This is a genomic window from Nocardia salmonicida (genome assembly GCF_036142455.1).
In the GTDB taxonomy this organism is placed as follows: domain Bacteria; phylum Actinomycetota; class Actinomycetes; order Mycobacteriales; family Mycobacteriaceae; genus Nocardia; species Nocardia salmonicida.
Genome location: NZ_CP108014.1, coordinates 531,557 through 554,575, shown reverse-complemented (window position 1 = coordinate 554,575; position 23,019 = coordinate 531,557). Strand labels below are relative to the sequence as shown.

The 23,019-nt window shown below is 66.8% G+C and carries 26 protein-coding genes; 14 read left to right on the top strand and 12 right to left on the bottom strand.

Annotation, left to right across the window (positions count from 1 at the left end; all coding sequences use genetic code 11):
* Positions 1-5 precede the first annotated feature (5 nt).
* Together OHS03_RS02820 and OHS03_RS02815 are read left to right on the top strand one after the other, a co-directional pair.
* Positions 6-452 (top strand): Zn-ribbon domain-containing OB-fold protein, encoded by a 447-nt coding sequence (locus tag OHS03_RS02820; protein WP_371852098.1) that lies wholly within the window; start codon positions 6-8, stop codon positions 450-452.
* On the top strand, positions 445-1,644 hold the full coding sequence (locus OHS03_RS02815; RefSeq protein ID WP_328660557.1) for a lipid-transfer protein: 1,200 nt from the start codon (positions 445-447) through the stop codon (positions 1,642-1,644). Before OHS03_RS02820 ends, OHS03_RS02815 begins: the two co-directional genes overlap by 8 nt.
* Before the next feature lie 67 nt (positions 1,645-1,711).
* On the opposite strand, the gene OHS03_RS02810 is transcribed toward OHS03_RS02815, so the two are convergent.
* Positions 1,712-2,365 (bottom strand): FMN-dependent NADH-azoreductase, encoded by a 654-nt coding sequence (locus OHS03_RS02810; RefSeq protein WP_328660555.1) that lies wholly within the window; start codon positions 2,363-2,365, stop codon positions 1,712-1,714.
* A 134-nt stretch (positions 2,366-2,499) separates the two neighbouring features.
* Between OHS03_RS02810 and OHS03_RS02805 the strand changes: the two genes are divergently transcribed.
* From OHS03_RS02805 to OHS03_RS02780, 6 genes are all read left to right on the top strand, one after another.
* Positions 2,500-2,841 (top strand): winged helix-turn-helix transcriptional regulator, encoded by a 342-nt coding sequence (locus OHS03_RS02805; protein ID WP_328660553.1) that lies wholly within the window; start codon positions 2,500-2,502, stop codon positions 2,839-2,841.
* Between the two features lie 146 nt (positions 2,842-2,987).
* The gene (locus OHS03_RS02800; RefSeq protein WP_328664062.1) at positions 2,988-4,835 is read left to right on the top strand and encodes a hypothetical protein; all 1,848 of its coding nucleotides are present in this window, start codon (positions 2,988-2,990) and stop codon (positions 4,833-4,835) included.
* Complete coding sequence (locus OHS03_RS02795; protein WP_165610175.1) at positions 4,832-5,020, top strand: hypothetical protein; 189 nt, start codon at positions 4,832-4,834, stop codon at positions 5,018-5,020. Before OHS03_RS02800 ends, OHS03_RS02795 begins: the two co-directional genes overlap by 4 nt.
* A 50-nt stretch (positions 5,021-5,070) precedes the next feature.
* Entirely contained in the window at positions 5,071-5,385 is a 315-nt protein-coding gene (locus OHS03_RS02790; protein WP_407942495.1) for a hypothetical protein, read from the top strand.
* The gene (locus OHS03_RS02785) at positions 5,382-6,710 is read left to right on the top strand and encodes a hypothetical protein (RefSeq protein ID WP_328660548.1); all 1,329 of its coding nucleotides are present in this window, start codon (positions 5,382-5,384) and stop codon (positions 6,708-6,710) included. The genes OHS03_RS02790 and OHS03_RS02785 overlap by 4 nt, the downstream gene beginning before the upstream one ends.
* A 27-nt stretch (positions 6,711-6,737) precedes the next feature.
* Entirely contained in the window at positions 6,738-7,331 is a 594-nt protein-coding gene (locus tag OHS03_RS02780) for a GNAT family N-acetyltransferase (protein ID WP_328664059.1), read from the top strand.
* Positions 7,332-7,382: 51 nt separating this feature from the next.
* Here the strand turns inward: OHS03_RS02780 and OHS03_RS02775 are convergent, their stop codons facing one another.
* The 3 genes from OHS03_RS02775 to OHS03_RS02765 all read right to left on the bottom strand — a co-directional run bounded on the left by OHS03_RS02775 (position 7,383) and on the right by OHS03_RS02765 (position 9,658).
* Positions 7,383-7,655 (bottom strand): hypothetical protein, encoded by a 273-nt coding sequence (locus OHS03_RS02775; RefSeq protein WP_328660546.1) that lies wholly within the window; start codon positions 7,653-7,655, stop codon positions 7,383-7,385.
* Positions 7,648-8,211 carry an RNA polymerase sigma factor gene (locus OHS03_RS02770; protein WP_328660544.1) on the bottom strand — a complete coding sequence of 188 codons (564 nt, stop codon included), beginning with the start codon at positions 8,209-8,211 and terminating at the stop codon, positions 7,648-7,650. The genes OHS03_RS02775 and OHS03_RS02770 overlap by 8 nt, the downstream gene beginning before the upstream one ends.
* A 178-nt stretch (positions 8,212-8,389) precedes the next feature.
* A complete protein-coding gene (locus tag OHS03_RS02765; RefSeq protein ID WP_328660543.1) occupies positions 8,390-9,658 on the bottom strand; it encodes a PucR family transcriptional regulator in 1,269 nt (422 codons plus the stop codon).
* Positions 9,659-10,232: 574 nt separating this feature from the next.
* Between OHS03_RS02765 and OHS03_RS02760 the strand changes: the two genes are divergently transcribed.
* Together OHS03_RS02760 and OHS03_RS02755 are read left to right on the top strand one after the other, a co-directional pair.
* Positions 10,233-11,051: a CE1 family esterase gene (locus tag OHS03_RS02760; protein ID WP_328660541.1), complete on the top strand. Its 819-nt coding sequence runs from the start codon at positions 10,233-10,235 to the stop codon at positions 11,049-11,051.
* An 83-nt stretch (positions 11,052-11,134) separates the two neighbouring features.
* Positions 11,135-11,770 (top strand): histidine phosphatase family protein, encoded by a 636-nt coding sequence (locus OHS03_RS02755; protein WP_328660538.1) that lies wholly within the window; start codon positions 11,135-11,137, stop codon positions 11,768-11,770.
* A gap of 51 nt (positions 11,771-11,821) precedes the next feature.
* Here OHS03_RS02755 and OHS03_RS02750 read toward each other — a convergent pair whose 3' ends face one another.
* On the bottom strand, positions 11,822-12,583 hold the full coding sequence (locus tag OHS03_RS02750) for a class I SAM-dependent methyltransferase (RefSeq protein ID WP_328660537.1): 762 nt from the start codon (positions 12,581-12,583) through the stop codon (positions 11,822-11,824).
* Positions 12,584-12,709: 126 nt separating this feature from the next.
* Between OHS03_RS02750 and OHS03_RS02745 the strand changes: the two genes are divergently transcribed.
* Positions 12,710-13,600: a ribonuclease Z gene (locus OHS03_RS02745; protein ID WP_328660535.1), complete on the top strand. Its 891-nt coding sequence runs from the start codon at positions 12,710-12,712 to the stop codon at positions 13,598-13,600.
* Positions 13,601-13,640: 40 nt separating this feature from the next.
* Here the strand turns inward: OHS03_RS02745 and OHS03_RS02740 are convergent, their stop codons facing one another.
* The gene (locus tag OHS03_RS02740; protein ID WP_328660533.1) at positions 13,641-14,057 is read right to left on the bottom strand and encodes a hypothetical protein; all 417 of its coding nucleotides are present in this window, start codon (positions 14,055-14,057) and stop codon (positions 13,641-13,643) included.
* A gap of 74 nt (positions 14,058-14,131) precedes the next feature.
* A complete protein-coding gene (locus OHS03_RS02735) occupies positions 14,132-14,785 on the bottom strand; it encodes a TetR/AcrR family transcriptional regulator (protein WP_328660531.1) in 654 nt (217 codons plus the stop codon).
* 94 nt (positions 14,786-14,879) lie between these two features.
* Here OHS03_RS02735 and OHS03_RS02730 point away from each other — a divergent pair, with 94 nt between their 5' ends.
* Positions 14,880-15,251: a nitroreductase family deazaflavin-dependent oxidoreductase gene (locus OHS03_RS02730; protein ID WP_328660529.1), complete on the top strand. Its 372-nt coding sequence runs from the start codon at positions 14,880-14,882 to the stop codon at positions 15,249-15,251.
* A gap of 46 nt (positions 15,252-15,297) precedes the next feature.
* Here the strand turns inward: OHS03_RS02730 and OHS03_RS02725 are convergent, their stop codons facing one another.
* Both OHS03_RS02725 and OHS03_RS02720 read right to left on the bottom strand, forming a co-directional pair.
* Positions 15,298-15,834 carry a DUF3145 domain-containing protein gene (locus OHS03_RS02725; RefSeq protein WP_056821216.1) on the bottom strand — a complete coding sequence of 179 codons (537 nt, stop codon included), beginning with the start codon at positions 15,832-15,834 and terminating at the stop codon, positions 15,298-15,300.
* 103 nt (positions 15,835-15,937) lie between these two features.
* The gene (locus OHS03_RS02720; RefSeq protein WP_328660527.1) at positions 15,938-16,753 is read right to left on the bottom strand and encodes a serine hydrolase domain-containing protein; all 816 of its coding nucleotides are present in this window, start codon (positions 16,751-16,753) and stop codon (positions 15,938-15,940) included.
* Between the two features lie 39 nt (positions 16,754-16,792).
* Between OHS03_RS02720 and OHS03_RS02715 the strand changes: the two genes are divergently transcribed.
* Entirely contained in the window at positions 16,793-17,989 is a 1,197-nt protein-coding gene (locus tag OHS03_RS02715) for a serine hydrolase domain-containing protein (RefSeq protein WP_328660525.1), read from the top strand.
* An 82-nt stretch (positions 17,990-18,071) separates the two neighbouring features.
* Here the strand turns inward: OHS03_RS02715 and aztD are convergent, their stop codons facing one another.
* Genes aztD through aztB form a run of 3 tightly spaced genes read right to left on the bottom strand, consistent with a single transcriptional unit; the run spans position 18,072 to position 22,289 of the window.
* Positions 18,072-19,232 carry a zinc metallochaperone AztD gene (aztD, locus tag OHS03_RS02710; RefSeq protein ID WP_328660524.1) on the bottom strand — a complete coding sequence of 387 codons (1,161 nt, stop codon included), beginning with the start codon at positions 19,230-19,232 and terminating at the stop codon, positions 18,072-18,074.
* 25 nt (positions 19,233-19,257) lie between these two features.
* The gene (aztC, locus tag OHS03_RS02705; protein WP_328664057.1) at positions 19,258-20,217 is read right to left on the bottom strand and encodes a zinc ABC transporter substrate-binding protein AztC; all 960 of its coding nucleotides are present in this window, start codon (positions 20,215-20,217) and stop codon (positions 19,258-19,260) included.
* Positions 20,218-20,222: 5 nt separating this feature from the next.
* Positions 20,223-22,289, bottom strand: a complete 2,067-nt coding sequence (gene aztB, locus OHS03_RS02700) for a zinc ABC transporter permease AztB (RefSeq protein WP_328660522.1) — start codon at positions 22,287-22,289, stop codon at positions 20,223-20,225.
* 48 nt (positions 22,290-22,337) lie between these two features.
* Here aztB and aztA point away from each other — a divergent pair, with 48 nt between their 5' ends.
* Positions 22,338-23,015, top strand: coding sequence for a zinc ABC transporter ATP-binding protein AztA (gene aztA, locus OHS03_RS02695; RefSeq protein WP_328660520.1), 678 nt, complete (start codon positions 22,338-22,340; stop codon positions 23,013-23,015).
* Positions 23,016-23,019: the final 4 nt, after the last annotated feature.

Below are 23,019 nucleotides of genomic sequence, written 5' to 3'. Positions count from 1 at the left end.
GCCACGTGCAGAAAGAACAACGCCCCGCCGTGGCTGACTGGTTCACTGCGGACGACGGCCAGGTACGCCTCGTGGGAACTCGCTGCAATGACTGCGGCACGCCGTACTTCCCGAAGAACACCCTCGCCTGCCGCAATCCGCAATGCGCCGGTACCCATGACGGCTCCGAGCTCGTCGAGTACCTGTTCTCCACGCGTGGCCGGATCTGGTCCTACGCGGACGCTCGATACAAGCCGCCCGCGCCCTACGTCTCGGCCGATCCCTTCGTGCCCTACGTCGTCGCGGCGGTGGAGCTCGAGGTCGAGCAGATGGTGATTCTCGGGCAGGTCGTACGCGGTCTCACGGTGGACGACCTGGCCGTCGGCATGCCGGTCGAACTGACCGTCGGCACGCTGTACGAGGACGAGGACGCAGAGCACACGGTGTGGATGTGGAGGCCGGTCAATGACTGATACGAATCGCGACATCGCCGTCCTCGGTGCGGGCATGCACCCGTGGGGTAAGTGGGGGCGCAATTTCGTCGAATACGGCCTGGTGGCGGCACGCGCGGCGCTGGCCGACGCCGGGTTGAACCACCGCGACGTCGGCTACATCGCCGGCGCGGACACCATCCGCAACGGCTACCCAGGATTCGTCTCGGGCGCGACGTTCGCGCAGGCGCTGGGTTGGTCGGGTGCGCAGATCTCCAGTAGCTACGCCGCCTGCGCCTCCGGCGCACAGGCCATCGCCAACGCGCGCGCCCAGATCCTGGCCGGGCTGTGCGAGGTGGCGCTGGTGGTCGGCGCGGATACCACCCCGAAGGGCTTCTTCCAGCCGGTCGGTGGCGAGCGCCGCGACGACCCCGACTGGTTGCGCTTCCATCTGCTCGGCGCCACCAACCCCATCTATTTCGCGCTCTACGCCCGCCGCCGCATGGCATTGCACGGCGCCACCCTCGACGACTTCGCCGCGGTCAAGGTGAAGAACTCCCGGCACGGCCTGAACAACCCGAATGCGCGCTACCGCAAGGAAGTCTCGGTCGAGGAGATCTCCGCCTCGGCGATCGTGTCGGACCCGTTGCGGCTACTCGACATCTGCGCGACCAGCGACGGCGGAGCCGCCTTGGTGCTGACGTCGATGGACTACGCCCGCCGCCACGGCATCGCGGATCCGGTGCGCATCTCAGCGCTGTCGACGGTCACGCCGACGTTCCCGAAAACCGTGCTCGACCTGCCGGATTTCTCGACGGATTCCGCCGTGGCCGTCGAGCCCCCGTCACGCACCTTCCGGTCGGCCATCGCGCACGCCGCCTACGAAGAGGCCGGAATCGGTCCCGACGACCTGTCCTTCGCCGAAGTCTACGATCTCTCCACCGCTCTGGAACTGGACTGGTACGAGGACATCGGGCTCTGCGAGACCGGCGAAGCGGAAGCTCTGCTGCGCAGTGGCGCAACGACATTGGGCGGACGAGTACCGGTGAACCCCAGCGGCGGCCTTGCCTGCTTCGGTGAGGCCATCCCCGCCCAGGCCATCTCCCAGGTCTGCGAACTCACCTGGCAGTTGCGCGGCCAGGCCGATGGCCGCCAGGTCGACAATGCCCGCGCGGGCATCGCGGTGAACCAAGGTCTCTTCGGTCATGGATCGGCGATCATCGCCACTCGCTGACCCTGGAGATCTACCGAAACCCCGGGCTCTGTCCGGGGTTTCGGCATCACCGCGCACCAAGATGCCTTCAGCCCGCGATTTCGGCTGGTTCGCGCTCGGCAGTCAGGTCGGCTACCCGGTTTCGAGCAAGTTCGAGGGACCGCAGTAGGCGCTCACCGCCGAATTCATCGTTGCCCGTGTAGACGAACTCGACCTCATCGATGCCGATGAAACCCAGTGCCGTGCGCAGATACGGCTCTACGTGATTCATGCTCGCCAGCGGACCGCCCACCTCGTAGTCGGCGTCGCCGGTGCCGACGATGACGAAGGCGCGCTTGCCCGAGGTGAGTGGTGTGTACGGTGCCGCGGCATCGGGGTCGAAGGAGAAGGTGCGACCGACCCGGACGATCTGGTCGATATAGGCCTTCAGCATCGCCGGTACCCCGAAGTTGTACATGGGGACTCCGAGCACCAGCACGTCGGAGGCGAACAGCTCGTCCACCAACCGGTCGCTGTAGGCCAGCACCTCGTGCATCTGCGGGGTGCGCTGTGCCGGTGTGGTGAAGGCGGCGGCGATCCACTCCTCGGTGAGGTGCGGCGGCGGTTCGTGGCCGAGGTCGCGGCGGATCACCGTGTCACCGGGTCGGCCCTCGCTCCAGCGCGCGACGAACTCCCCGGTCAGCGTGCGGGTGTGGGAGCGCGAACGGCGCGGGCTCGCGTCGAGCTGAAGTAGCTGGGCCATCTGTGATGCTCCTGTCGGGACTGGGTCGGCTTACGGGATCGAGCCTGCCCGAGGGGGAATATCCGCGTAAGAACGCACATTTCTGTTACCCAGTACCCTTTTCCATACCTTTGCCGGTGAGACGAGGACGTGGCGTGACGAAACGTAAGCAGGATCTCGATTTCGACTGCCCCGTCGAGGTCACCCTCGATGTGATCGGCGGCAAATGGAAGGGCATGATCGTCTTCCATCTGAGTGAGGGAACGGCGCGGTTCAACGAGATGCGCCGTGCCATGCCGCACGTGACCCAGCGAATGCTGACCGCGCAGCTGCGCGAACTCGAGCGCGACGGCGTCCTCACCCGCACCGTGTATCCGGAGGTCCCGCCCCGCGTCGAGTACGAGCTGACCCACTTCGGCCGCGGTCTCGTCCCGATCATCGGGCTGATGGAGACCTGGGGCGAGCAGTACCGCAAGCAGCTCCCGCAGGCCGGGTAGCCAACCGGCACGCGCACCCCGACCGCTGGATCCGAACCCGCACCTGTGCGCGCGGGGTATCGGTGCCGCGCGGAATTCGAGATACTGTTCGATACCCCGCAGACCGGGCGCTTCGACACATCGGAGGAACTGCCGTGGCCACAGCGATGACCGATCCGTCCACCATCATCGTCGCGCAGGGCACCGAAGGCGGTGGCGCGGCCCTCGATCAAGTCGCGCTGATGACCGGCGCGTCCGCGGTGGTCGGTGCGGTTCTGCTGTGGGTGGCCTACCTGCATCGGACGCGGCGCATCACCTGGCTGCGGCGGCTGGCCGACTTCAGCGGTCGCATCATGAACCGTCCCGGCTGGGTGGCGCTGCCGATCGCGATGTTCCTCGCGACCATCCTGACCGCGTTTCTCGGCTTCATCTGGGATGTGAGCCTGCACGTGGGCAAGGGCCGCGACGCCGGACCGCTGGCCAATCCGGCGCACTACTTCATCCTGGTCGGCCTGTTCTTCCTCTTCATGGCAGGCATGCTTGCCGTGATCCTGCCGCTCGACGAGAAGCCGGGCAGAGCCGCGGTGAAGATCACCCGCGACTGGTACGCCCCCGTCGGCGGCATCTTGATCGCCGGTGCCGGTTTGTACGCGCTGATCGGCTTCCCGCTCGACGACATCTGGCACCGACTGTTCGGCCAGGACGTCACGCTCTGGGGACCCACCCACCTCATGCTCATCGGCGGCGCGGGTCTGTCGCTGATCGGTGTACTCCTGCTCGAACTCGAGGGCCGATACAACCGGCCCGATCCCGAGCGGATCGACGGGCGGTTCCTCTGGGCGATTCAGGGCTTCGCCTTCGGCGGCCTGGTGATCGGACTGTCGGTGTTCCAGGTCGAGTTCGACTTCGGCGTCGAACAGTTCCGGCTGGTGCTGCAACCGATGTTGATCGTCTTCGCCGCCACGATCGCCCTGATCTCGGCGCGGTTGACGCTGGGCCCGCTCAGCACGCTGCTGCTCGTGGCCTTCGCCTTCTGTGTGCGCTACATCGTCGCGGTCCTCGTCGGCACCGGATTCGAGGCGCCGCGCAACGTCTTTCCGCTCTACCTCGGTGCCGCGATCGTGGTCGAACTGCTCGCCGTCGTGCCGCTGATCCGCCGACCGCTCTGGTGGGGCGCGCTCACCGGGCTCGGTGTGGCGACGGTGGGCATCTGGCTCGAATCCCTGTGGATCGGGCGGATGTTCGTCAATCCCTGGGTCGGCGGGATGTGGCTGGAACTGCTCGCGATGGCGGTGCCGGTGGGTGTGGCAGGCGGTGTGATCGGCGCGATGCTCGGCACCGTCTTGCGCGGCGAGGCACTGCCCAGGCCAGCGATACGGCGCGGGATCGTGGTCGCCGCCGTGGTGATCGCGGCCGCGGCGACCGCGAACGGGCTGATCATCCGGGTACCGGAGGACGCGTCGGCGACCGTCGCGCTCACCGACGCCGATCCCGAACAGGGCGGGCGCATGGTCACCGCCGACATCCGGCTCTCCCCCGGAGATCTCATCGGCCCCGATCCGGAATGGGTGGAAATCCTGGCCTGGCAAGGCGGTATCGGTGACGACAGTCCCGGCCACGGCCTCGTCGTGGACAAGCTGCGTCGCCTCGGCGACGACCACTTCGTGTCCACCCAGCCCGTGCCCGTGCACGGCACCTGGAAAACGGTGCTGCGCTTGCAGGACGGGCGCATGCAATCCGCGCTTCCGATCTTCATGCCGCTCGATCCCGGGATCGGCGCCGCGGAGGTGCCCGCGCCCGCGAGCTTCACGCGGCCGTTCGTCGAGGAGATCTCGGTACTGCAGCGCGAGCGGTCCTTCGACCATCCGTCCTGGCTGATCGGCCTCGCGGGCCTGGTGGTGCTGGCGTGCTCCCTGGCCTTGATCGCCGCGATGGCGTGGGGCGCGGCCCGGGTCAACGACCGCTATCTGGCGGCGGGCAGCACACCGGACCAGAAGGCAACGGTCGAACCTTGATCCGCCAGGAGAACGTCGACCTGCTCGCAGACCATTCCATCCTGCTGGCGATTCCGGCCTTCCTGCCCGCTGTCGCGCTGGTCGGTGTGGTGCTGTTCATCGCGCTCCGCGACCGGCGCGCGGAGAAACGCGAGAAGGAAGGCACAGAATCCGCGCCGACCGACCGCACCGAGGAGATTCCGTGACCCTTCATCGGCTCCGGTTCGGCCTGCTCACGGTCGCCGCGGGGGCACTGATGGCGGGCTGCTCGTCGAGCGAACCGACCACCGAACCCGTGACAACAGGCCCCACCATCGACATCCGGATCGCGAACGGCGCGGTGTCCCCGACCAATACACGCACCGAAGCCCAGGTCGGGCAACGCATCGTGTTGCGGGTCGACAGTGACGCCACCGATGAACTGCACATCCACTCCGCCCCCGCGCACACCTTTCCCGTCGCTGCGGCTTCTGACCAGGAGTTCGACTTCACGGTGACCGTGCCGGGCCAGGTGGAGATCGAACTGCACCAGCTCGGACGGACGGTGACGACGCTGCTGGTCCGGCAGTGACTCCCCTCGCCCACGGCCTCAACGGCGCCACGGACCTGCCGATTCCGCTCACCTACGCGTTGATCGGCGCGGCGTGGGCGCTGACCTTCTCGTTCGCGCTGCTGTTCTTCGCCTGGCGTCAGCCGCGCCTGAACCCCGACTCGTCGGGATTCGTCCTGCCCGCGCCGGTACAGCGGATCATCGACGCGCGCGCGCCACGGATGGTCATCGCCACAGCGAGCGTGATGGTCACTGCCTGCGTGATCGTCATCGCGATGTTCCGTTCCTCGGATCCGGCTCTGAATCCCGTGCCAGGAGTGCTGTACATCGGCGTCTGGGTCGGGGTGATGGTGGCATCCCTGTTGATCGGACCTGTGTGGAAGGTCCTCTCCCCCGTCAGGGCGCTCCATCGATTCGGGTGCCTGCTGCTACGACGCCCGCCGGACCACGGAATTCTCCGCTATCGCGACGAATGGGGTCATCTCCCAGCCGCTCTCGGCCTGTTCTCCTTCGTGTGGCTGGAATTGGCTTGGCGCGCACCAGGGTCGGTGGGCTCGGTGCTCACCTGGCTGCTCGGCTATCTGGTCGTGACCTCGATCGGGCTCGCGCTGTTCGGTACCGTCTGGGCAGAGCGGGCCGATCCCCTCGAGGTGTACAGCACGCTGCTTTCGCACCTGAGCCCCTACAGCCGCGACCCCTCGGGCCAACCGGTGCTGCGGATGCCGCTGAACAATCTCGCGGGGACTCCCGGACGCGCTGGATCTGTCGCGGTCGCGGCGACGCTGCTCGGATCCACCGCCTTCGACAGCTTCTCCACCTTCCCGTGGTGGCGCGAACTGGTCGACGACCTGGCTCCGGTCGTCGAAGCGACACTGGTGCGCACGGCCGGACTGCTGGTCTTCATCGGAGTGGTGGGCGGGCTGTTCTCCCTCGCCGCGCGTGCCACCGGCGGTGTCTCCCCCACCGATCGCGCGCTGCTGCCGCGGCGGCTGGCGCTCAGCCTCACCCCGATCGTGGCGGGCTATCTGATCGCCCACTACCTCACGTTTCTCGTCGAGAAAGGGCAGGCGACGGCACTGCTGTTCGCGGACCCGCTCGACCGCGGATGGAACCTCGCGGGCCTGGCCGATCGAGAGGTGGCCTACGTGCTGTCGAGTCATCCGACTGTGCTCGCCACCTGCAAAGTGCTCGCGGTCCTGACCGGCCACATCCTCGGCGTAGCCGCCGCTCACGACCGCTGCCTGCAACTTCTCCCGCCTCGTCACCGACTGACCGGCCAGCTGGCCTTGATGCTGACCATGGTCGGCTTCACGTTCACCGGGCTGTATCTGCTGTTCGGGGGTTAGCCGCGCCTCCGGCTCACCACACCCCGACTGGAACTCCGGCTGCCCTCCGATGAGGAGCTGGCCGCGCTGGCCGATCTTGCGGCAGAAGGCGTCCACGACCCCGACCGCATGCCCTTCACTGTCCCATGGACAGACCTACCTCCTCTCGAACGAGCACGCTCAATGTTTCAGCATCATTGGCTCCAACTCGGCAACTGGGCCCCCGACGACTGGACACTGAACTTCGCGGTCTTCGAGCACGGCCGCATCGTCGGCCAGCAGGCTATCTCCGCTCGCAATTTCGCGACCCTGCACGAGGTCGGCACGGGCTCCTGGATCGGCCTTCGCCACCACGGGCGAGGCATCGGCACCGAGATGCGCGCGGCGGTCCTCCATCTCGCCTTCGCCGGGCTACAGGCCACCGATGCGGTCTCGGGCGCGTTCGCCGACAACCCGTCCTCGTTCCGAGTCTCCGAGAAACTCGGCTACGAGCCCGACGGGATCCAGCGCCTCGCTGTGCGCGAGAAGATCACCGTCATGCGCCGAGTACGGCTCTCGCGCACGAGATGGGAGAGCCACCAGCGAACAACCGTCACGATCGACGGACTCACCCCCTGTCTACCCCTGCTCGGCGCCGCGTGAACCGCCTTCGAGCGACCGGCTGGATCGTCGGCCGCTCGAAGGCGTCAGCTCCTAGGAAGTGACTCGATGGGTGTCGCCGACGGTCAGTGTGCACTGGCCGTCTTCACAGGAGCGCTGCAGCCGACCCCTCGACAAGGTCTGCATCAGCCCGATCGCCCAGCAGGTCGGGCATCCGCGCAGCGCGACCAAACCGACGGGCAGCAACAACACACTGAACGGCCCGACGACCGGGATCAGAGCCACCGATCCGACCAGCGCACCGAAACCCACCCCGCCACGCAGCAGGTGCTCGGGCATGGACTTGCTCGCGAAATCATCACTCATCATGTCCTCCAGCAACGTCGCCAGGCGTGGCCTGTAGAGCTTGTTGAACTGCCGCCCGAGCACGGTGCAGTCGCGATTTCATCGCCGCGGTACTGAGCCCGAGCGCATCGGCGACCATCCGGCCGCTGTAGCCCTGAATGTCGCGCATGATCAGCACGCTGCGCTGGTCCGCGGGCAAGTCGGCGACCGCGGCCGCCACCCGACCCGCCTCCAGACGTCGCAACACCTCGTCCTCAGCCGAAGCAGCCAAGATGTTGTCCGGCAGAGCAATTCGCCCCGACAGACTCGTCCGCGCCCGACGCAGACACTCGTTGCGAACGATCCGGAACATCCACGACGCCAGCGCGCCAGAGGCCCGCAACATCCCGATCTTGCGATACAGGATGATCAGCGCCTCCTGCGCCGCGTCCTCGGCGTCTTCCGGTGTCGCACAGAGGGAATGAGCGAAGCGCTGGATATGCGGATGCGAACCCGACACCAACGCCGCGATCGAATCCACGTCCCCGCCCTGCGCGGCGACGATCAACCCCTGGTCAGGCCAGCGAGACTCACCCACGCCCAGCTCGTTTGCGCCGCACGACGACCATGCATGTGCACAGCAGCACCACACCGACGACAACACCGATACCGATGACCACAACAAACCTCCGTGTCCCGTCCCGACGTCCGTCGCGACACACATAAGAGGCACCCGCGATGCGAAAGGATTCACCCCCGCCCGAAATCAGCCCGCGCTATGTGCGCGCGTTCCGGTTCCCGCTGTCGGCGGTTTCCACAGTGTCCACGGTCGTGGTTCCCGACGGGTAAGCGCGGGCGACGAGCGCGGCGCGCAGTCCCCACTGGCCATCGGCGCGGGCGGGATCGAGTCCGGTGATCCCCGCTATGCGCTTGAGTCGATGGTCGATGGTGTTGGGGTGGATGAACAATCGGCGTGCTGCTCGCTGGCGGTTCTGATCGCTGAGCAGGTAGACGGTGAGCGTTCGCAGCAGCAGAGGGTTGGCCACCAAGGGGTCCAGTCGGCGTGCCATGGACTCCCTGACCGCCCCCGGCCGGGTGAGCTGGTATTCGGCGGCCAGCTCAGCGAAATCGTAGAGGCGAGTCTCGGGCTCGGCCGACAGTACGCGGGTCAGCCGATTGGCGACGTCGACCATGTCGTGCAGAGTCGGTGACATCTGCGGGATCGCGTCGACGGCCACTTCGAGATGGACGGCGGTGACCACGGCGTCGGCTGCCTCAGCGACTACCCGGACGAGTGGTTCCAGCTGATCGGTGGGCAGCGCAGTACTGGGGATCAGGATCGTTCCGCCGCTGTTGCTCAGCAAGGACAAGACCTCGTTGCCGCCCCTTTCGGCAAGATCGGCGCGAATTCGCCGAAGCACGCGCCCGGAGGCTGCCCGGGGATCGACGCCGTCCTCGAACCCAGGGGAAGTAGGCAGGATGGACAGCGCCAGCAGGTGGTAGTGATCGGCGATCGACAAACCGCATTCGCGCGCCATCGCCGTCGTCACTCGACCGTTGAGCAGCGCGGTGGTGAAAGTGTTGACCGCACATCGGTGTTCGTGTGCGGTGCCGCGGTATTCGCGCAGGTAGGCCATGGTCACCGTGGTCGTCATCAGGTCGAGCAGATCGACGGTGCGTGCCCCGATGTCCACGCATTCGGCGACCGAGTCGATCGCTGACCTGCTCGCCACCAGTTCATGGGCCATTTTCGAACCCTCGTGCAGGGCGTGCAGGATCACATCGATGGGCACACCGCCTCTGGCCCACTGCGCGGCAGCCGATTCCAGTTGCGCCACTTCGCGTTCGGTAGGAGCGCCGCGCCCGTCGAGAATCGTGGTGGCGATCCGCAAGCAGTTGACGGTCACCGCGGTGATATCGCCACGGAGCGCTTCGTCGGGCAGGGTCAGGCATCGGGCGACGGTCAGCCTGAAGTGCCGGACCATCTCCTCGGCGAGAGACCTGGTGTCGCGCAACGATGTCGCGGCAGGTCCGAGAGATCCCACGGTTCCGGAACCAGACGATGCCGGCGACGCCGATTTGCCCGCCGGCGATGGCTCGATCAGTAGACCTCGACTTTGCCCGTGCGTCCCGTTGCGCTTGCGCTCCTCCATCGACAACTCCTCTTCGAGTCGTGTGGTCTCGCTGGCCACACCATAACCGGACATAAGAATCCGGTTACTGACTGGTAGTGTGTCCGACGTCACCGCATCAAGTCAAGGTGCGACTCCACCGTGACCAGTGACCCACTCCACAGCCGCCTGTGATCACTACAGGCAGGAACGCGGGGTGGCAGTCAGGATTTCCGACAGATGTCGCGAACCCGGAAGAATCCGGTCACGATTTGAGAGCCTTTCTCTCATGTTCAAGAATGATATTTCGCAGGTCGGAGTTGGGACTTCCCGCCGAGGAAGCGTCCGGTCCGGACTGCGGGTTGTTACCACGGGGGCACTGAGAGCGATATGTGTCGTTGCGTTGCTCGCCGCTGCCGGTGGCGTAGCGCACGCCGACGATCCGGGGCCCGCACCCTCGCCTTCTGCGGGGTGTGGCCGACCGGTTCCTGCTCGAGGCGAGACGACCGTGCAATTGCGGGGCACCGAAAAAACGGGCCGGTATCGGCAGCATGTCCCCGCCGGAGCCGATCGCCCGCTGCCGGTCGTTATCGCCCTGCACGGCCTCCTGGAAAATATCGACATCGCCGATGCGGGTAGCGGCTTCGGCGAATACGGTTACCGAGAGGGGTTCATCACGATCACCCCCCAGCTCGATCGGCTGGGTTTCTCGCAGTGGGAGTACGGTCTCGGTTCCGCCGACATGACCTGGGTCTCGGAAGTGCTGACCACCGTGGAGTCCAGCCTCTGCGTCGACAAACGCCGCATTTTCGTCGCCGGATTGTCGATGGGCGCCTTCGCCACCAGTTCCATCGGCTGCCAGTTCGCCGACCGCGTCGCCGCCATCGCCCCGGTGTCGGGGCTACGAGATTTCAGCTGGTGTCGTCCCACCCGGCCGGTGCCGGTCATCGCCTTCCACGGCACCGATGACGCGATCGTTCCGTATGCGGGACAATCGAATTCCGGTTCGGCATCCGGGCCGGCCGGTGGCGAGAACAGCGGCGTAGGTCAGCACCCGGTGACCGACAGCGCGGCGGCCTGGGCGCGCCGCGATGGCTGCACCGGCGCTCCGGTTCGGGCCACGATCGCCGCCGACGTCGTGTTGGATCGATACTCGTGCCCATCCGGTATCGACGTTCAGCTGTACACGATCACCGGAGGCGGGCACATCTGGCCCGGGACCAGTTCCCCGCTGTACCCGGAGCTCATCGTCGGCAAGAATACGAACTCGATCAACGCCACCGCCCTGATCTGGGACTTCTTCCGCTCTCATCCGATGAACACCTGAGCGAACCACCCCACGGACACACGCAACACCGGTTGGCACGAGCTGGATTCGGGCACCACAAGCACTCGTCGGGAGGACAGCAGTTGCGCAAGATCTACGTGGTCACACACCCCGAGGCGACGCATCACCTCGAGCGACTCGTCGGCGGTTGGTACGACTCCGAGCTCACCCCGGCCGGTTCGGTCGTCGCCGCCGCGGCCGCCGACGAGCTGCGAGCACGGATACCCGCAGACATCGGAGTCGAGCTGTACTCCTCGGATCTGCGACGGACAGCGCAGACGGCCGCCGCGATCGGTGCGGGGCTGGGCGTCGAGCCGATCCTCGACGCGCGGCTACGCGAGAAGTCGTACGGCGAGGCAGGAGGCAGGCCGCAGCGGTGGCTCGATGACAGGTTCGTCGCGCCACCTCGCGTCGGCGAGCGCATGCGGCACGACGAAGGCATTCCGGGCGCCGAGACGAAAGAGGTCTTCGCACAACGCATCTACGCGGCTATGGACTCGATCGTGGCCAGCACCTGCCGACACCAGGTCATCGTGACGCACGGCGGCAGCCTCACGTTCGTGGTCGCGGCATGGATCGCGATGCCGATCGAGTCGGCGGGATATGCAGCCTTCCACGCCACCCCCGGCGGTATCACCGAGCTGAGAGAAGACGATTTCTTCCACAACCGTCAGGTGTTCCGCCTCGACGACACCGGCCACCTGCGTGACCCCGCGTGAAGTGTCTCGGGATGTCGCGCTGCGTCTGTCCACAGCGCAACCTGATCTACTTCAAGAACGACGAGCGGAAATGAGCCAAGCGCGGGAGTCGAAGTACACGCCGCTGTCGGTCTGATGGTCGGCCAGGATCTCGTGGAGCCGAGCGCGGGCTTGTTCGGATTCGGTGGGCTCCAGGTCGGCGAGGAATGCTGTGAAGCCCGTCAGGCGGAGCAGGTTGTCGTAGGCGGCGCCACTGTCGGGGCCGTAGTACACGGGCTCATCTATCTCGGCGAAGCCGATGTCGGTGAAACCCGCTGTCGCCAGCATGGATTCGGTGGCGGCAGGGTCGGCGAGTGAAAACGGGCCGCGACCCGGCGTGGGGACTGTGGCGGCGAGAACCTCACTGAACACCGATGCCCATTCGTTGTGGTCGTGCCCTTGCCAGACCAACCACGCGAGACGACCCCCGGGACGCAGTGCGCGCGCGATATTGGTGAACGCCGCGACCGGATCGGCGAAGAACATCACACCGAACCTGCTGATACAGAGGTCGAAAGATGTTGGCGGAAAGGGATTCACCTGGGCGTCCGCCAGCTCGAAACTGACATTCGACAGTCCCTCGTCGTCGCTGATCCGACGGGCCTGTTCGAGCATCACCTCCGAGATGTCGACCCCGACGGCGATCCCGTCAACGGCCGCACGGGCGGCCGCACGGGTGGTCTGCCCTGTGCCACAGCCGATGTCGAGCACGCGATCACCGGCGCCGACCTCCGTGGCAGCGAAGAAGAGCGCAGTGTGCCGACGCAGTTCGGCGTCGTAGTCGAACAGATCCATTGTCGTCCTCCGGAAGCTGTGTCATCGGTGCGAGCTTCGGCGCAGGCACGCACTCGGTCCATCTCACCACCGCGACGGCATTCATATCTACGTGACACCGACGCGGCGACCCGCCAGGATGGGTCGATGTCGACACGAGAACTCGTCGTCCTCGGCACAGCTGGGGCTGTGCCCACCCGCCGCCGCAACCACAACGGCTACCTCCTGCGCTGGGACGGGCAGGGCGTGCTGTTCGATCCCGGCGAGGGCACCCAGCGCCAGATGGCGCACGCGGGAGCTTCGGCGACCGAACTGCATTGGCTGTGCATCACCCATTTCCACGGCGACCACTCGCTGGGCGTCCCCGGCATCGTGCAGCGACTCGGCCGCGACGGGGTGCCCCATGACGTGCACGCCGTCTACCCCGCCGAGGGCGCCGAGTATTGGGAACGACTGAGATACGCGACGAGCTATTACGGCTCGCCCAGCCTCGTCGAACACCCGGTGAGCGGTCCCCGCGAAACATTGCAGGGCAACGGTTTCGCCCTCACCGCGCTCCCGCTGGCCCACAGCATCCCGACCTACGGCTACCGCCTCGCCGAACCGGACAGCCGAACATTTCTGCCCGAGAAGCTCCGCGAGCACGGCATCTCCGGCGCCGCGATCCGTGAGCTGTCGGGGCCGCTACTCGAGGAATGCTCGGCACCGAGACCGGGCCAGAAGGTGGCTTTCATCATGGATACTCGCTTGTGCGACAACGTCTTCCAGCTCGCCGATGGCGTCGACATGCTGATCATCGAGTCCACCTTCCTCGACTCCGAGACGGATCAGGCGCACGAACGCGGTCATCTCACCGCGCGTCAGGCGGGCGAGGTGGCGCGCTCCTGCGGGGTGAACACCCTTGTTCTGACCCACTTTTCGGAGCGCTACACCGCGAGCGAGGATCACCTGTTCATCGAACAGGCCGGCTTTCCCGGCGCCGTTCTCGCCCACGATCTCGACCGCGTCGCCCTTCCGGCACGCCGCGCGGGCGGCTGAAAGCAGCCGCAGAATCGCGCCGCGGCTGCCTGCGGATCTGCTAGAAGCCGAAGCTTCCGGTCGACGGCGTAGCGGTCGGAACGTTCACGGTAACCAACTCCGAGAACGCGAACTCGGCGCCGTTGACGCAGCCGCCGCGTGCGGTGATCGTGGTGCCGGGCTCGAGGCCGTCGAGCGAGGTCACGACCGTCTTGCCGGGGTCGGCCAGCGATTCCGGTGCGCCGTCGCCGAAGAAGACGTGGTTGTTCTCGGGGCCGACGCCCGCTTCGGCCCAGCACTGCCCACGGTCGTTGGGGTTGCGCAGAGTGGCGGTGACGGTACCCGCCGCGGTTCCGGCGAAGGTGATCTCGGGTGCTACGAACGGCGTTGCCGCGCCCGCGGGGGCGATCGCGACGGGACCGAATGCGACTAGGGCGGCGGATGCGGCGAGGAATGCTCCAGAAATTCGTCTGTTCATCACCTCTTCGATGCTGCACGACAACGAATTTCGACACAAGGAAAAGTCGTGCCCCTGCAATCAGGGGCTGGCGCTCAGCGCTGACCTCGGCGCGCTTCGAGCCCGTCCAGGATCAGATCCAGCCCGAATCCGAACTCGCCCGAGTAGTCGTACCCCGGCTGCAAGGCATGGTCGACGATCATCTCCGTGAGATACGGCAGCTCGTCTGCCGGCAGATTCGCGAGAATGCCGCCCGCGACTTCCTCGACGTCCGCCGGTACGGACACGGGCAGGTTCGCCTCCTGCAGGACGAAACCACCCACATAGCTGTCGATCAGCGAGACCGCGTGCGCGGCCATCGGCAGCGAGAACCCGGCCTGCCGAAGAACTCCCAGGACCGCGTCGTGATGACGCAGGGTCGCCGAGCCGGGATTCCGACGCGAATCCATCAACCCGAGCGCCCAACTGTGTTGCGCCAGCACCGAACGTGCCGAGCGAGCCCGCGCCCGGATCGCCTCCCGCCAATCGGCGCGTCCGGCCGCCGGCAACTCGATCGCCGCGAACACCGCGTCGACAACGCCGTCGAGTATCGCGTCCTTGTTCGGCACATGGTTGTAGAGCGACATCGCCTCCACCCCCAACTCCTGCGCCACCCGCCGCATCGTGATGGCCTCCACTCCCCCACGGTCAGCGACCCGAATCGCGGCATCGAGCACACGATCGCGACTCAGCGGTTGCCGTACGGGCATGGGACCTCCTCGGTGACGAAGCGTTGACAAGCTTACAGATGTAAGTCAGCCTTACAGGTGTAAGTCACGCTGGCCCGAACAAGGGAGCACCCCCATGCCTATGCCGATCTGGTGGGGCAAAATCAACAAACGCGTCTTCAATCCCCGCGCCGTCGCGGGCGGAAAATGGCCGGTCCTCACCCACACCGGCCGCACCTCGGGAAAGACCTACCGCGCCCCGCTCGACGCCCACGCCGTCGACGGCGGCTACCTGTTCGTCCTCGTCTACGGATCGGCCTCGGACTGGGTGCAGAACATCCTGGCCACAGGCACCGCGCAACTCCGCAAAGACGGCCAGGAGATAGCCCTCACCACACCACGCGTCGTCGGCAGAGACGAAGCATTTCAGGCACTGCCCCCAGAGATCCCCCACCCACCGAAACTCCTCCGCATCACCGAGTTCCTCCGCATGGACCTCGCCGATTGACTTCGCCCCTGATCATCGGGATCCCGTAATGGCCCCGGATCAGCTCTCAACCCACATCCCGCCGCAACCAGGTGACTTCGGCGCCGACGCTGTCGGTCCCCTGCCGGTAGGCCTCGAGGTCCTCGTCCCACGGCGCGCCCAGTGCCCTGTCGAGTTCGGTGGAGAGGTCGAAGGTTCCGTGGACGTCGAGTTCTTTGGCGGCCTGGAGTAAGGCTCGTAATCGCATTTCGCCCAGCATCACGTCACCGTTGGCGCCGGTGGATCCGTGCCAGAGCCCGAGGGTGGGGACGAAGCTGTAGCGCTCGCCGTCGACCCCTTCGCTGGGGTCCTCGGTGACTTCGAAACGCAGCACAGGCCAGGTGCGCAATGATTGGGCAATCCGGGCCGCGGTGCCGACGGGACCGACCCAGTCGCTGCTGGCGCGGAGTTGCCCGTCGGCTGGTTGGGTGTTCCAGCGTAATTTCGCGGGGGACGACAGCGCGGTGGACAGCGCCCATTCCACGTGAGGGCACAACGCGGCGGGCGATGAGTGGATGTAAACCACACCCGCCGTCGCGTCAGCGAACTGACTCGATGCGCGCACTTACCAACACCTCCAGCCTCGACAAGGAACGTCTTCCCCAACGGCCCGTCGTGGTCTGGCGTGGCACGAGTGTACTGAAGTGTGCGGTGTTGCGCGTGTTACTTTACTGCGTGTTATGTGTCTCTGCGATAACGGAATCGCTGAATTTCGGCCACGCTGTTCTGGCCCAGTCACCGAAATTCTCGTCGCTCAGCGCGATTGTCGCCACCGCTATTTCCGGGTCGACCCAGAGGAACGTGCCGGACTGGCCGAAGTGCCCGTAGGTGCGGGCGGAATTGGCTGAACCCGTCCAGTGCGGGGTTTTTCCGTCGCGGATTTCGAATCCCAATCCCCAGTCGTTGGGACGCTGGGAGCCGTATCCCGGCAGGACTCCGTTGCGGTCGGGGAATTGCACCGAGGTCGCGTCGTCCAAGGTTTGCCGAGATATCAATTGAGGCGTCAGCAACTCGGTGGCGAATAGCGTGAGGTCGGCGAGGGAGGCGCTGCCCGCGTGGCCGGCGGAACCGTCGAGGACCGCGGTGGCCATGCCGAGCGGATCGAAAACCGCTTCGCGCAGATATCGCGGAAATTCGATACCGGTCTGGGCGGTGAGGAAATCGGCGAGCAGTTCGAATCCCGCGCTCGAGTAGATGCGGCGGGCGCCGGGTTCGGCGAGAACTTCTGGAGTGGCGAACGCGACGCCGGAGGTGTGGGCGAGCAGATGGCGCACGGTGGAACCGGGCGGACCCGCCGGTTGGTCGAGTTCGACCGCGCCTTCCTCGAGCGCCACGAGCGTGGCATAGGCGACGAGCGGTTTGGTCACCGAGGCGAGCCGGAACACCCGCTCGGTATCGCCGAGGGTCGACACACCGTCGGCGGTGACCACGGCGGCGGCGGCGTTCTTGACCGGCCAGTGCTGAATCTGCTGCAACGATCGCATATCGGCAGCGTACGAGACGCGGCTACGATCGAGGACACCATGAGTCCCGCACCATCGATCCACGGCGACGTGGCGGCCGGTTTCGGCCCCGTCGCCGACGCCTTCCGCCGCAACTTCACCCACCACGGCGAGATCGGCGCCGCCGTCGCCGTCTACTCCGGCGACCAGCCACTGGTCGACCTGTGGGCAGGCCATCGCGATCGCGCACGCGAGGTGGCGTGGGAGCGCGACACGATCGTGCCGGTGTTCTCGTCGTCGAAGGGGATGTCGGCGTTCACGCTGGCGACGGCGGTGTCGAGGGGGCTGCTCGACTACGAGGCGCCGGTGGTGAAGTACTGGCCGGAATTCGGCGCGCACGGCAAGGAACGGATCACCGTGCGTCAGCTGATCGACCACCAGGCGGGGCTGTCCGGGCTGGACCGGATCGTGAAACTGCGGGAACTGATCGATCGTGACGCCCTCGGCCAGCTGCTCGCCGCGCAGAAACCGGCGTGGGAGCCCGGCACCCGGCACGGTTATCACGCGCTCACGCTGGGCCTGTATCAGAGCGAATTGCTGCGACGGGTGGATCCGGCGGGCCGTAGTCTCGGCCAATTCTTCGCCGAGGAGATCGCGGGACCGGTCGGCGCCGATCTATTCATCGGTCTGCCCGAGACCGAGCCCATGGAACGGGTGGCCCAGCTGTCGGCGACCAAGGGCTTGGACATCTGGCGCTACGAGCGTCGCGATATCCCGCTGCGGGTCGGCGGCGAGGTCTACGCCAAGCGTGGATATTCCTATGCGGCGCTGACCAATCCGCGCCCCGGCGCCCCGGCGCGTGCCGCCCGGCGGGAGTTCCTCGAGATCGAGTGGCCCGGCATGAACGGCGTCGGCAATGCCCGCGCGCTGGCGAAGGTCTACGGCGCCGCGGCGGGCCGCACCGGCGCGTTGCCCATCGACGACGGTGTTCTCGACCTGCTCGCCGCCGCCGACACCGCCGACGATGTGCCCGCCGACGATCTAGTCCTGCACACCAAGAGCCGCTACCACCTCGGTTTCCGTAAGTCGCGCGGCACTTTCCGCTTCGGCTCGGACAAACGCGCCTACGGCACCACCGGTTTGGGCGGCTCCTTCGGATTCGCCGACCCGACAACCGGATTGGGTTTCGGTTACAGCATGAACCGCCTCGGCATGGCGATCCTCGACGATGTGCGCAGCCGCAACCTGCGCGAGGTCGTCGTGCGGTGCGCCGACTGACCTGTCCGTCAGGCGCGAACGAGGATCACCACGCTCTCGGCGGAGTGTTTCCGGACCAGCGTGGTGACCTCGATCGGCGCGCTCAGTGCGCGGTGACGCCGGTGAGTTCGTTCGGCGTGCCTGCCAGAGTGGCGGTGGCGGTGATGTTTCCGGCAGTCAGGTCGACGCGGTGCACCTGCTTGGCGGCCGGATCGCTCACGTAGGCGATGCCGTCGCGGACGAACAGAGCCGGGCGAGCGGCTTGCCAGTCGAGCGGCTCCTGCCAGGCGCCGATCACGGGAATGGTGCGAACGACCGTGCCCGCCAACGGATCGATCACGTGGATCTTGCCGTCGGTGCCGAGTACCAGCGCCTCACCCTGCGGGCCGCGAGCCAGCGAACGGAAGGTGTAGCTGGTGCCGAGATCGACCAGGCGCAGTGTGCCGTCGGTGGTGTTCACCAGCGACACCTGCTGCGGACGTTCGAGTTCGGCGTCCTTGTCCTGCTTGTAGTCACCGAGCACGATCGGCGACGCCTCACTGCCGGACATGTTCCCGATCCGGCCGTAGGGGGTCGGGCTGGTGACCTTGGTGATCTTGCCGTCGCGGTACACGACGGCGCCGGTCTGGCAGCCGATCACGACCGCTTCGCCCTGGGCAGCGGCTTCGCCGTGCACACCGGGGCAGTCCTCGTTGCGGGTGAGTTCCTTGCGGCCCTTGTCGAGCGCGACGACGCCGACGCGCTTGTCCTCGGTGCCGAGAGTGAGCACCAGATTCCCGTTGCTCAACTCGATCGCGACGCCGTGGTGCGGTGCGGCAGCCTTGTAGACCTCTGTCTGCTTACCGCTGTCGACCTGTGCGGTCTCGAGAATGGTGACCTCACCGGACCCGTCGGCGAACAGCACGGTCTTGCCCGCGTGCCGAACAACGTGGCCCGGTTTGGCGGCGGGGAACTGGGTTCCGGTGAACGCGCCGTCGTAGGCGTCGAAGACACGGAAGCCCTCCTTGGTCGACACCATCAGATGGTCGTCGTCGCCGACCGGATTGAGCCGGTTGTATCCGTCGATCTTCACGTCGGCCCGCTGGGTCAGTGACGCGCCGTCGAGGACGTAGATCCCGCCGTCGTAGGTCAGGGCGATCGGTTCGGCGCCCGGCGTGTGCTGATGTTCATGGCCGGAATCCTCTGTGCCACAACCACTCAGCGCTACCACCGAGGCGAGAACCCCGGACATGGCCACCATCGTGGTGGTCCGTGACCTGTTCATGAAATGCTCCATCTCTTTGTGCGAATTAAGCTGTAGGCCCGGATAGACCACGGGCGATGGCCTCGGTGTTGACGCGGGCCATCTCCAGATAGGTGCCCGCGCCGTCACCGGGTGGGGTGAGCGACTCGGTGTGCAGGGCGATCACCTGCACCTGCAGACCGGTGTGTTCGGCGAGGACGCGCGAAAGCCGATCGGGCTGTGCGGAATCGGCGAAGATCGCCCGCACTCCGGCGGTCCTGATCGCGGTCGCGAGGTCGTCGAGATCGGAGGCGCTGGGTGAGGCGAGAGTGGTGCCGCTGGGAATCACCGCGCCGATCACCCGGAACCCGAATCGCTGTGCGAGATAACCGAAGACGTGATGGTCGGTGACCAACTGCCTGCGCTCTGCCGGGACGGCCGCGAACCGCTCGGTCATCCACCGGTCCAGCTCATCGATCTCACCGAGGTAGCGCTGCGTATTCGCTTGCACCGCAGCGGCATCGACGCCGTCGACTCGTGCCAGCACCTCGGCACTGATCGCCTCGACGGCCATGCGCACCCGGCGCGGATCAGTCCAGAAGTGCGGATCAGGTTGCCCCGCCGACTCATCGGAGGTGTACGCGATCGGATCGACCCGCTCCGCCACGGCAAGCGTGGGAACCCCGGCGGCCGCGGCGGCCCCCACGTGCCGCGCCACGCCTTCCTCGAGCCCGAGCCCGTTGTGCACCACCAGCGCGGCTCGCTCGATCTCGGCCGCCTGACGAGCGGAAATAGCGAACGAATGCGGATCGGCCCCCGCCTGCATCAACACCGTCACCGGCACCGTGTCACCGACGACGGCCCGGGTCAGATCGCCGAGAATGTTCGTGGTCACCACGATCCCGGACCGCTCGCTCCCGCCGGTACACGCGCTCACCAAGGGCACGAGAAGTACTGCGGCAGAAAGCAACTGGATCAGCCTGCGTAGCCGATCGGTCCGCGAGGTCCGACGGTCATCGGGGAACATGTGCTTCACAGGCCCGTCTCCACCATCCGCGAGGGCGCGATGTCCAGCGAGAACGTGCGCGCGAGGCGGAGGTTGTCGTTGTAGGCGATCTCGTGGACGACGCGCGCCCGAGAATCGTTGATATAGGCCCGTTCCGAGTCGACGCAGATCACCGGATCGCCCTCGACGGGTCCTCCGAGCAGCGGGTTCCGCGCTGTCTCCGTGCCGGTTACCGGGTCGATCCCGTGCAGCACGCCGTCGCGGGTGAGGACCAGCAACGACGATCCCTCGCCCGCGGTGTTCACCGCGACCGGGTCGGCGATCGGAGTCCGCGTCCAGGTCTTCTTCCTGATGTCGAGCGTCCAGACGGCATCGCGGCCTGCGATCGCGGTCAGGGTGGTGCTGCCGGGGCGATGGGTGAACGCGCTCGCCCGCTCCGCCGTCGGCGCCGGGTAGGGGATCTTCTCGGCGACGAAAGCGTCGTCGCGCTGTGCCACCACGAGTGCTCCGTCGGCGCAACCGAAGACGACTCCGCGCCTGGTCACAGCCTGGCCCTTCGGCTGCGGACACGGGGTGGGCTGGACCTGCCCCGCCGCGCCGTCACGCCCGCGCACCTCGACCCGCCCCGAACTGTCGGCGACGACGATCCGCTCGGCATACGGCACCGCGATGCCATCGACCCGGCGTTGTGCTCGGGCGAGACCGCCGTCCAGCTCCGCGCGGTCGAACAAGATCGTCGCACCGGAGCCGAGCACCACCGACGCGACGGCGGCATCGCTGTACGCACCGACCGCCTCGGAACCACCCGCGCTTCCGGGGCCTGCACCCCCCGGCTCGCTTGGCGACGTATCGCCGGCGACCGCACCGACATCGCGGCTCGGCGCACGGTAATAGTGCCGGTGGTCGCCGTGGTCGACGGTCCACGCCCCGCTGTCCACGACCTGTACCGACGCACCCGCGCTCAGATACGCGAAGCGCCCGTCACCGACCGCACCCCGCTGGTCGCCACTCGACAACGGCGAGGGATTTGCCGATGAGGACGAGTCCGGTTGCGCTCGAGCACTTTCCGGGTCGATCGGCGTGACCTGCTCGGTCAGCAGATCGATCACCCGAACGGCTCCGGTCGCATCGGCGACCACCACTCGTTTCTGGGCCTCGCTCATCTCCTCCGCACCGGCGACGAACCCGTGCGGCGCCGCCTCCTCGACAACCGGCACCTGCCCCGCTCCACAGCCGACCAACGGCACGGCGGCGAGCGCTACCACTCCCACCCGACCGACCCGTTCCCGCAGCGCGGAGACGATCGCGGACAGGAAGAACGAGCCGACGGCCACGGCGGCGATGGTGGCCCCCGCCGCGGTTCCCGCATGCCACGAAATGACCAGTCCCCCCACGGTGGACAGCCCGCCGATCAGCGCGGCGACCGCCATGACCACCGGCACCCGGTTCGACCAGAACACCGCGGCGGCGGGCGGCGCGATCAGCAATCCGAAGACCAGCAGCGTCCCCACGACATGAAACGACGCCACGATCGCCACCGCCACCAACCCCACCAGCGCCGCGTGCGCCAGTCTCGGATGTAGTCCGAGGGTGTGCGCCTTGCGCGGATCGAAGGTCAGCGCCACGAACGCACGATGGCCGAGCATCGCCACGACCAGCGAGATGCCCAGGGCTGCAACGAGATACCACAGGTCGACGGCTCGCACGGCCAGCACATCGCCGAACAGGAACCCGGTCAGATCCACCGCGAACGACTGCGACCTCGACACGATGATCACCCCGGCCGCGAGCATCCCGACGAACAACAGCCCGATCGCGGTATCCGGCGCGAAGCGCTTGCCACGGCTCAGCACCGACACCCCGGCAGCCATGGCAGTGCAGCTGACCGCGGCACCGAGCATCAGGTTCCCCCCGAGCAACGCCGCCACCGCGACGCCGGGCAGCATCCCGTGCGCCATCGCGTCACCGAGAAATGCCATGCCGCGCACCACCACCCAGGTCCCGGCGAGGGCACACACGCACGAGACGAGCAGCCCACCCCACAGCGCGCGTTGCACGAATGCCACCTCGAACGGGGCGAACAGCCAATCCATAGCGCGAGACGATATACTGAAAATGATTATCGTTTCAATTGAGGTGAGATGAACCACACAGATGACGCAGCGATCCGGATCGAGCACCTGACGGCCGGTTATGCCCGACGACCCGTGCTCCGCGAGGTGACCGCCACGATCCCGCGCGGGCAGGTGACCGCGATCGTGGGACCCAACGGCTCGGGAAAATCGACCCTGCTCGGAGTCCTCGCCGGAACCGTGCAGACGCAAGAGGGAGCGGTGCACCGGAGCACCACCCGGCGTCCTGCCTTCGTGGTGCAGCACACGGCGATTCCGCCGACCCTGCCGATCACCGTGCGCGAAGTGGTCGCGATGGGACGCTGGGCACACCGCGGACCGTGGCGGCGACTGACTCGGGCAGATCGCGAGATCGCGCGAACCTGCCTGGAAAGAATGGAGCTCACCGACTTGGCGACTCGGCGGCTCGACACCCTGTCGGGCGGACAACGCCAACGCACCCTGCTCGCACAGGCTCTGGCGCAGGAGTCCGATCTACTGCTGCTCGACGAACCGGCGGCGGGCTTGGACGAGACCTCGCAGGCCGAGATCTCCCGCGCTCTGGCTCAGATCAGCGCGGCCGGTGTGACCGTGGTGCAAGCCACCCACGATCGGGACGAGGCAGGCAGGGCCGACCACTGCCTACTACTGCGCGACGGCCAATTGAAAGCAGCGGGTCACCCGAAGAAAGTGCTGGTCAGAGCCTAGAGTC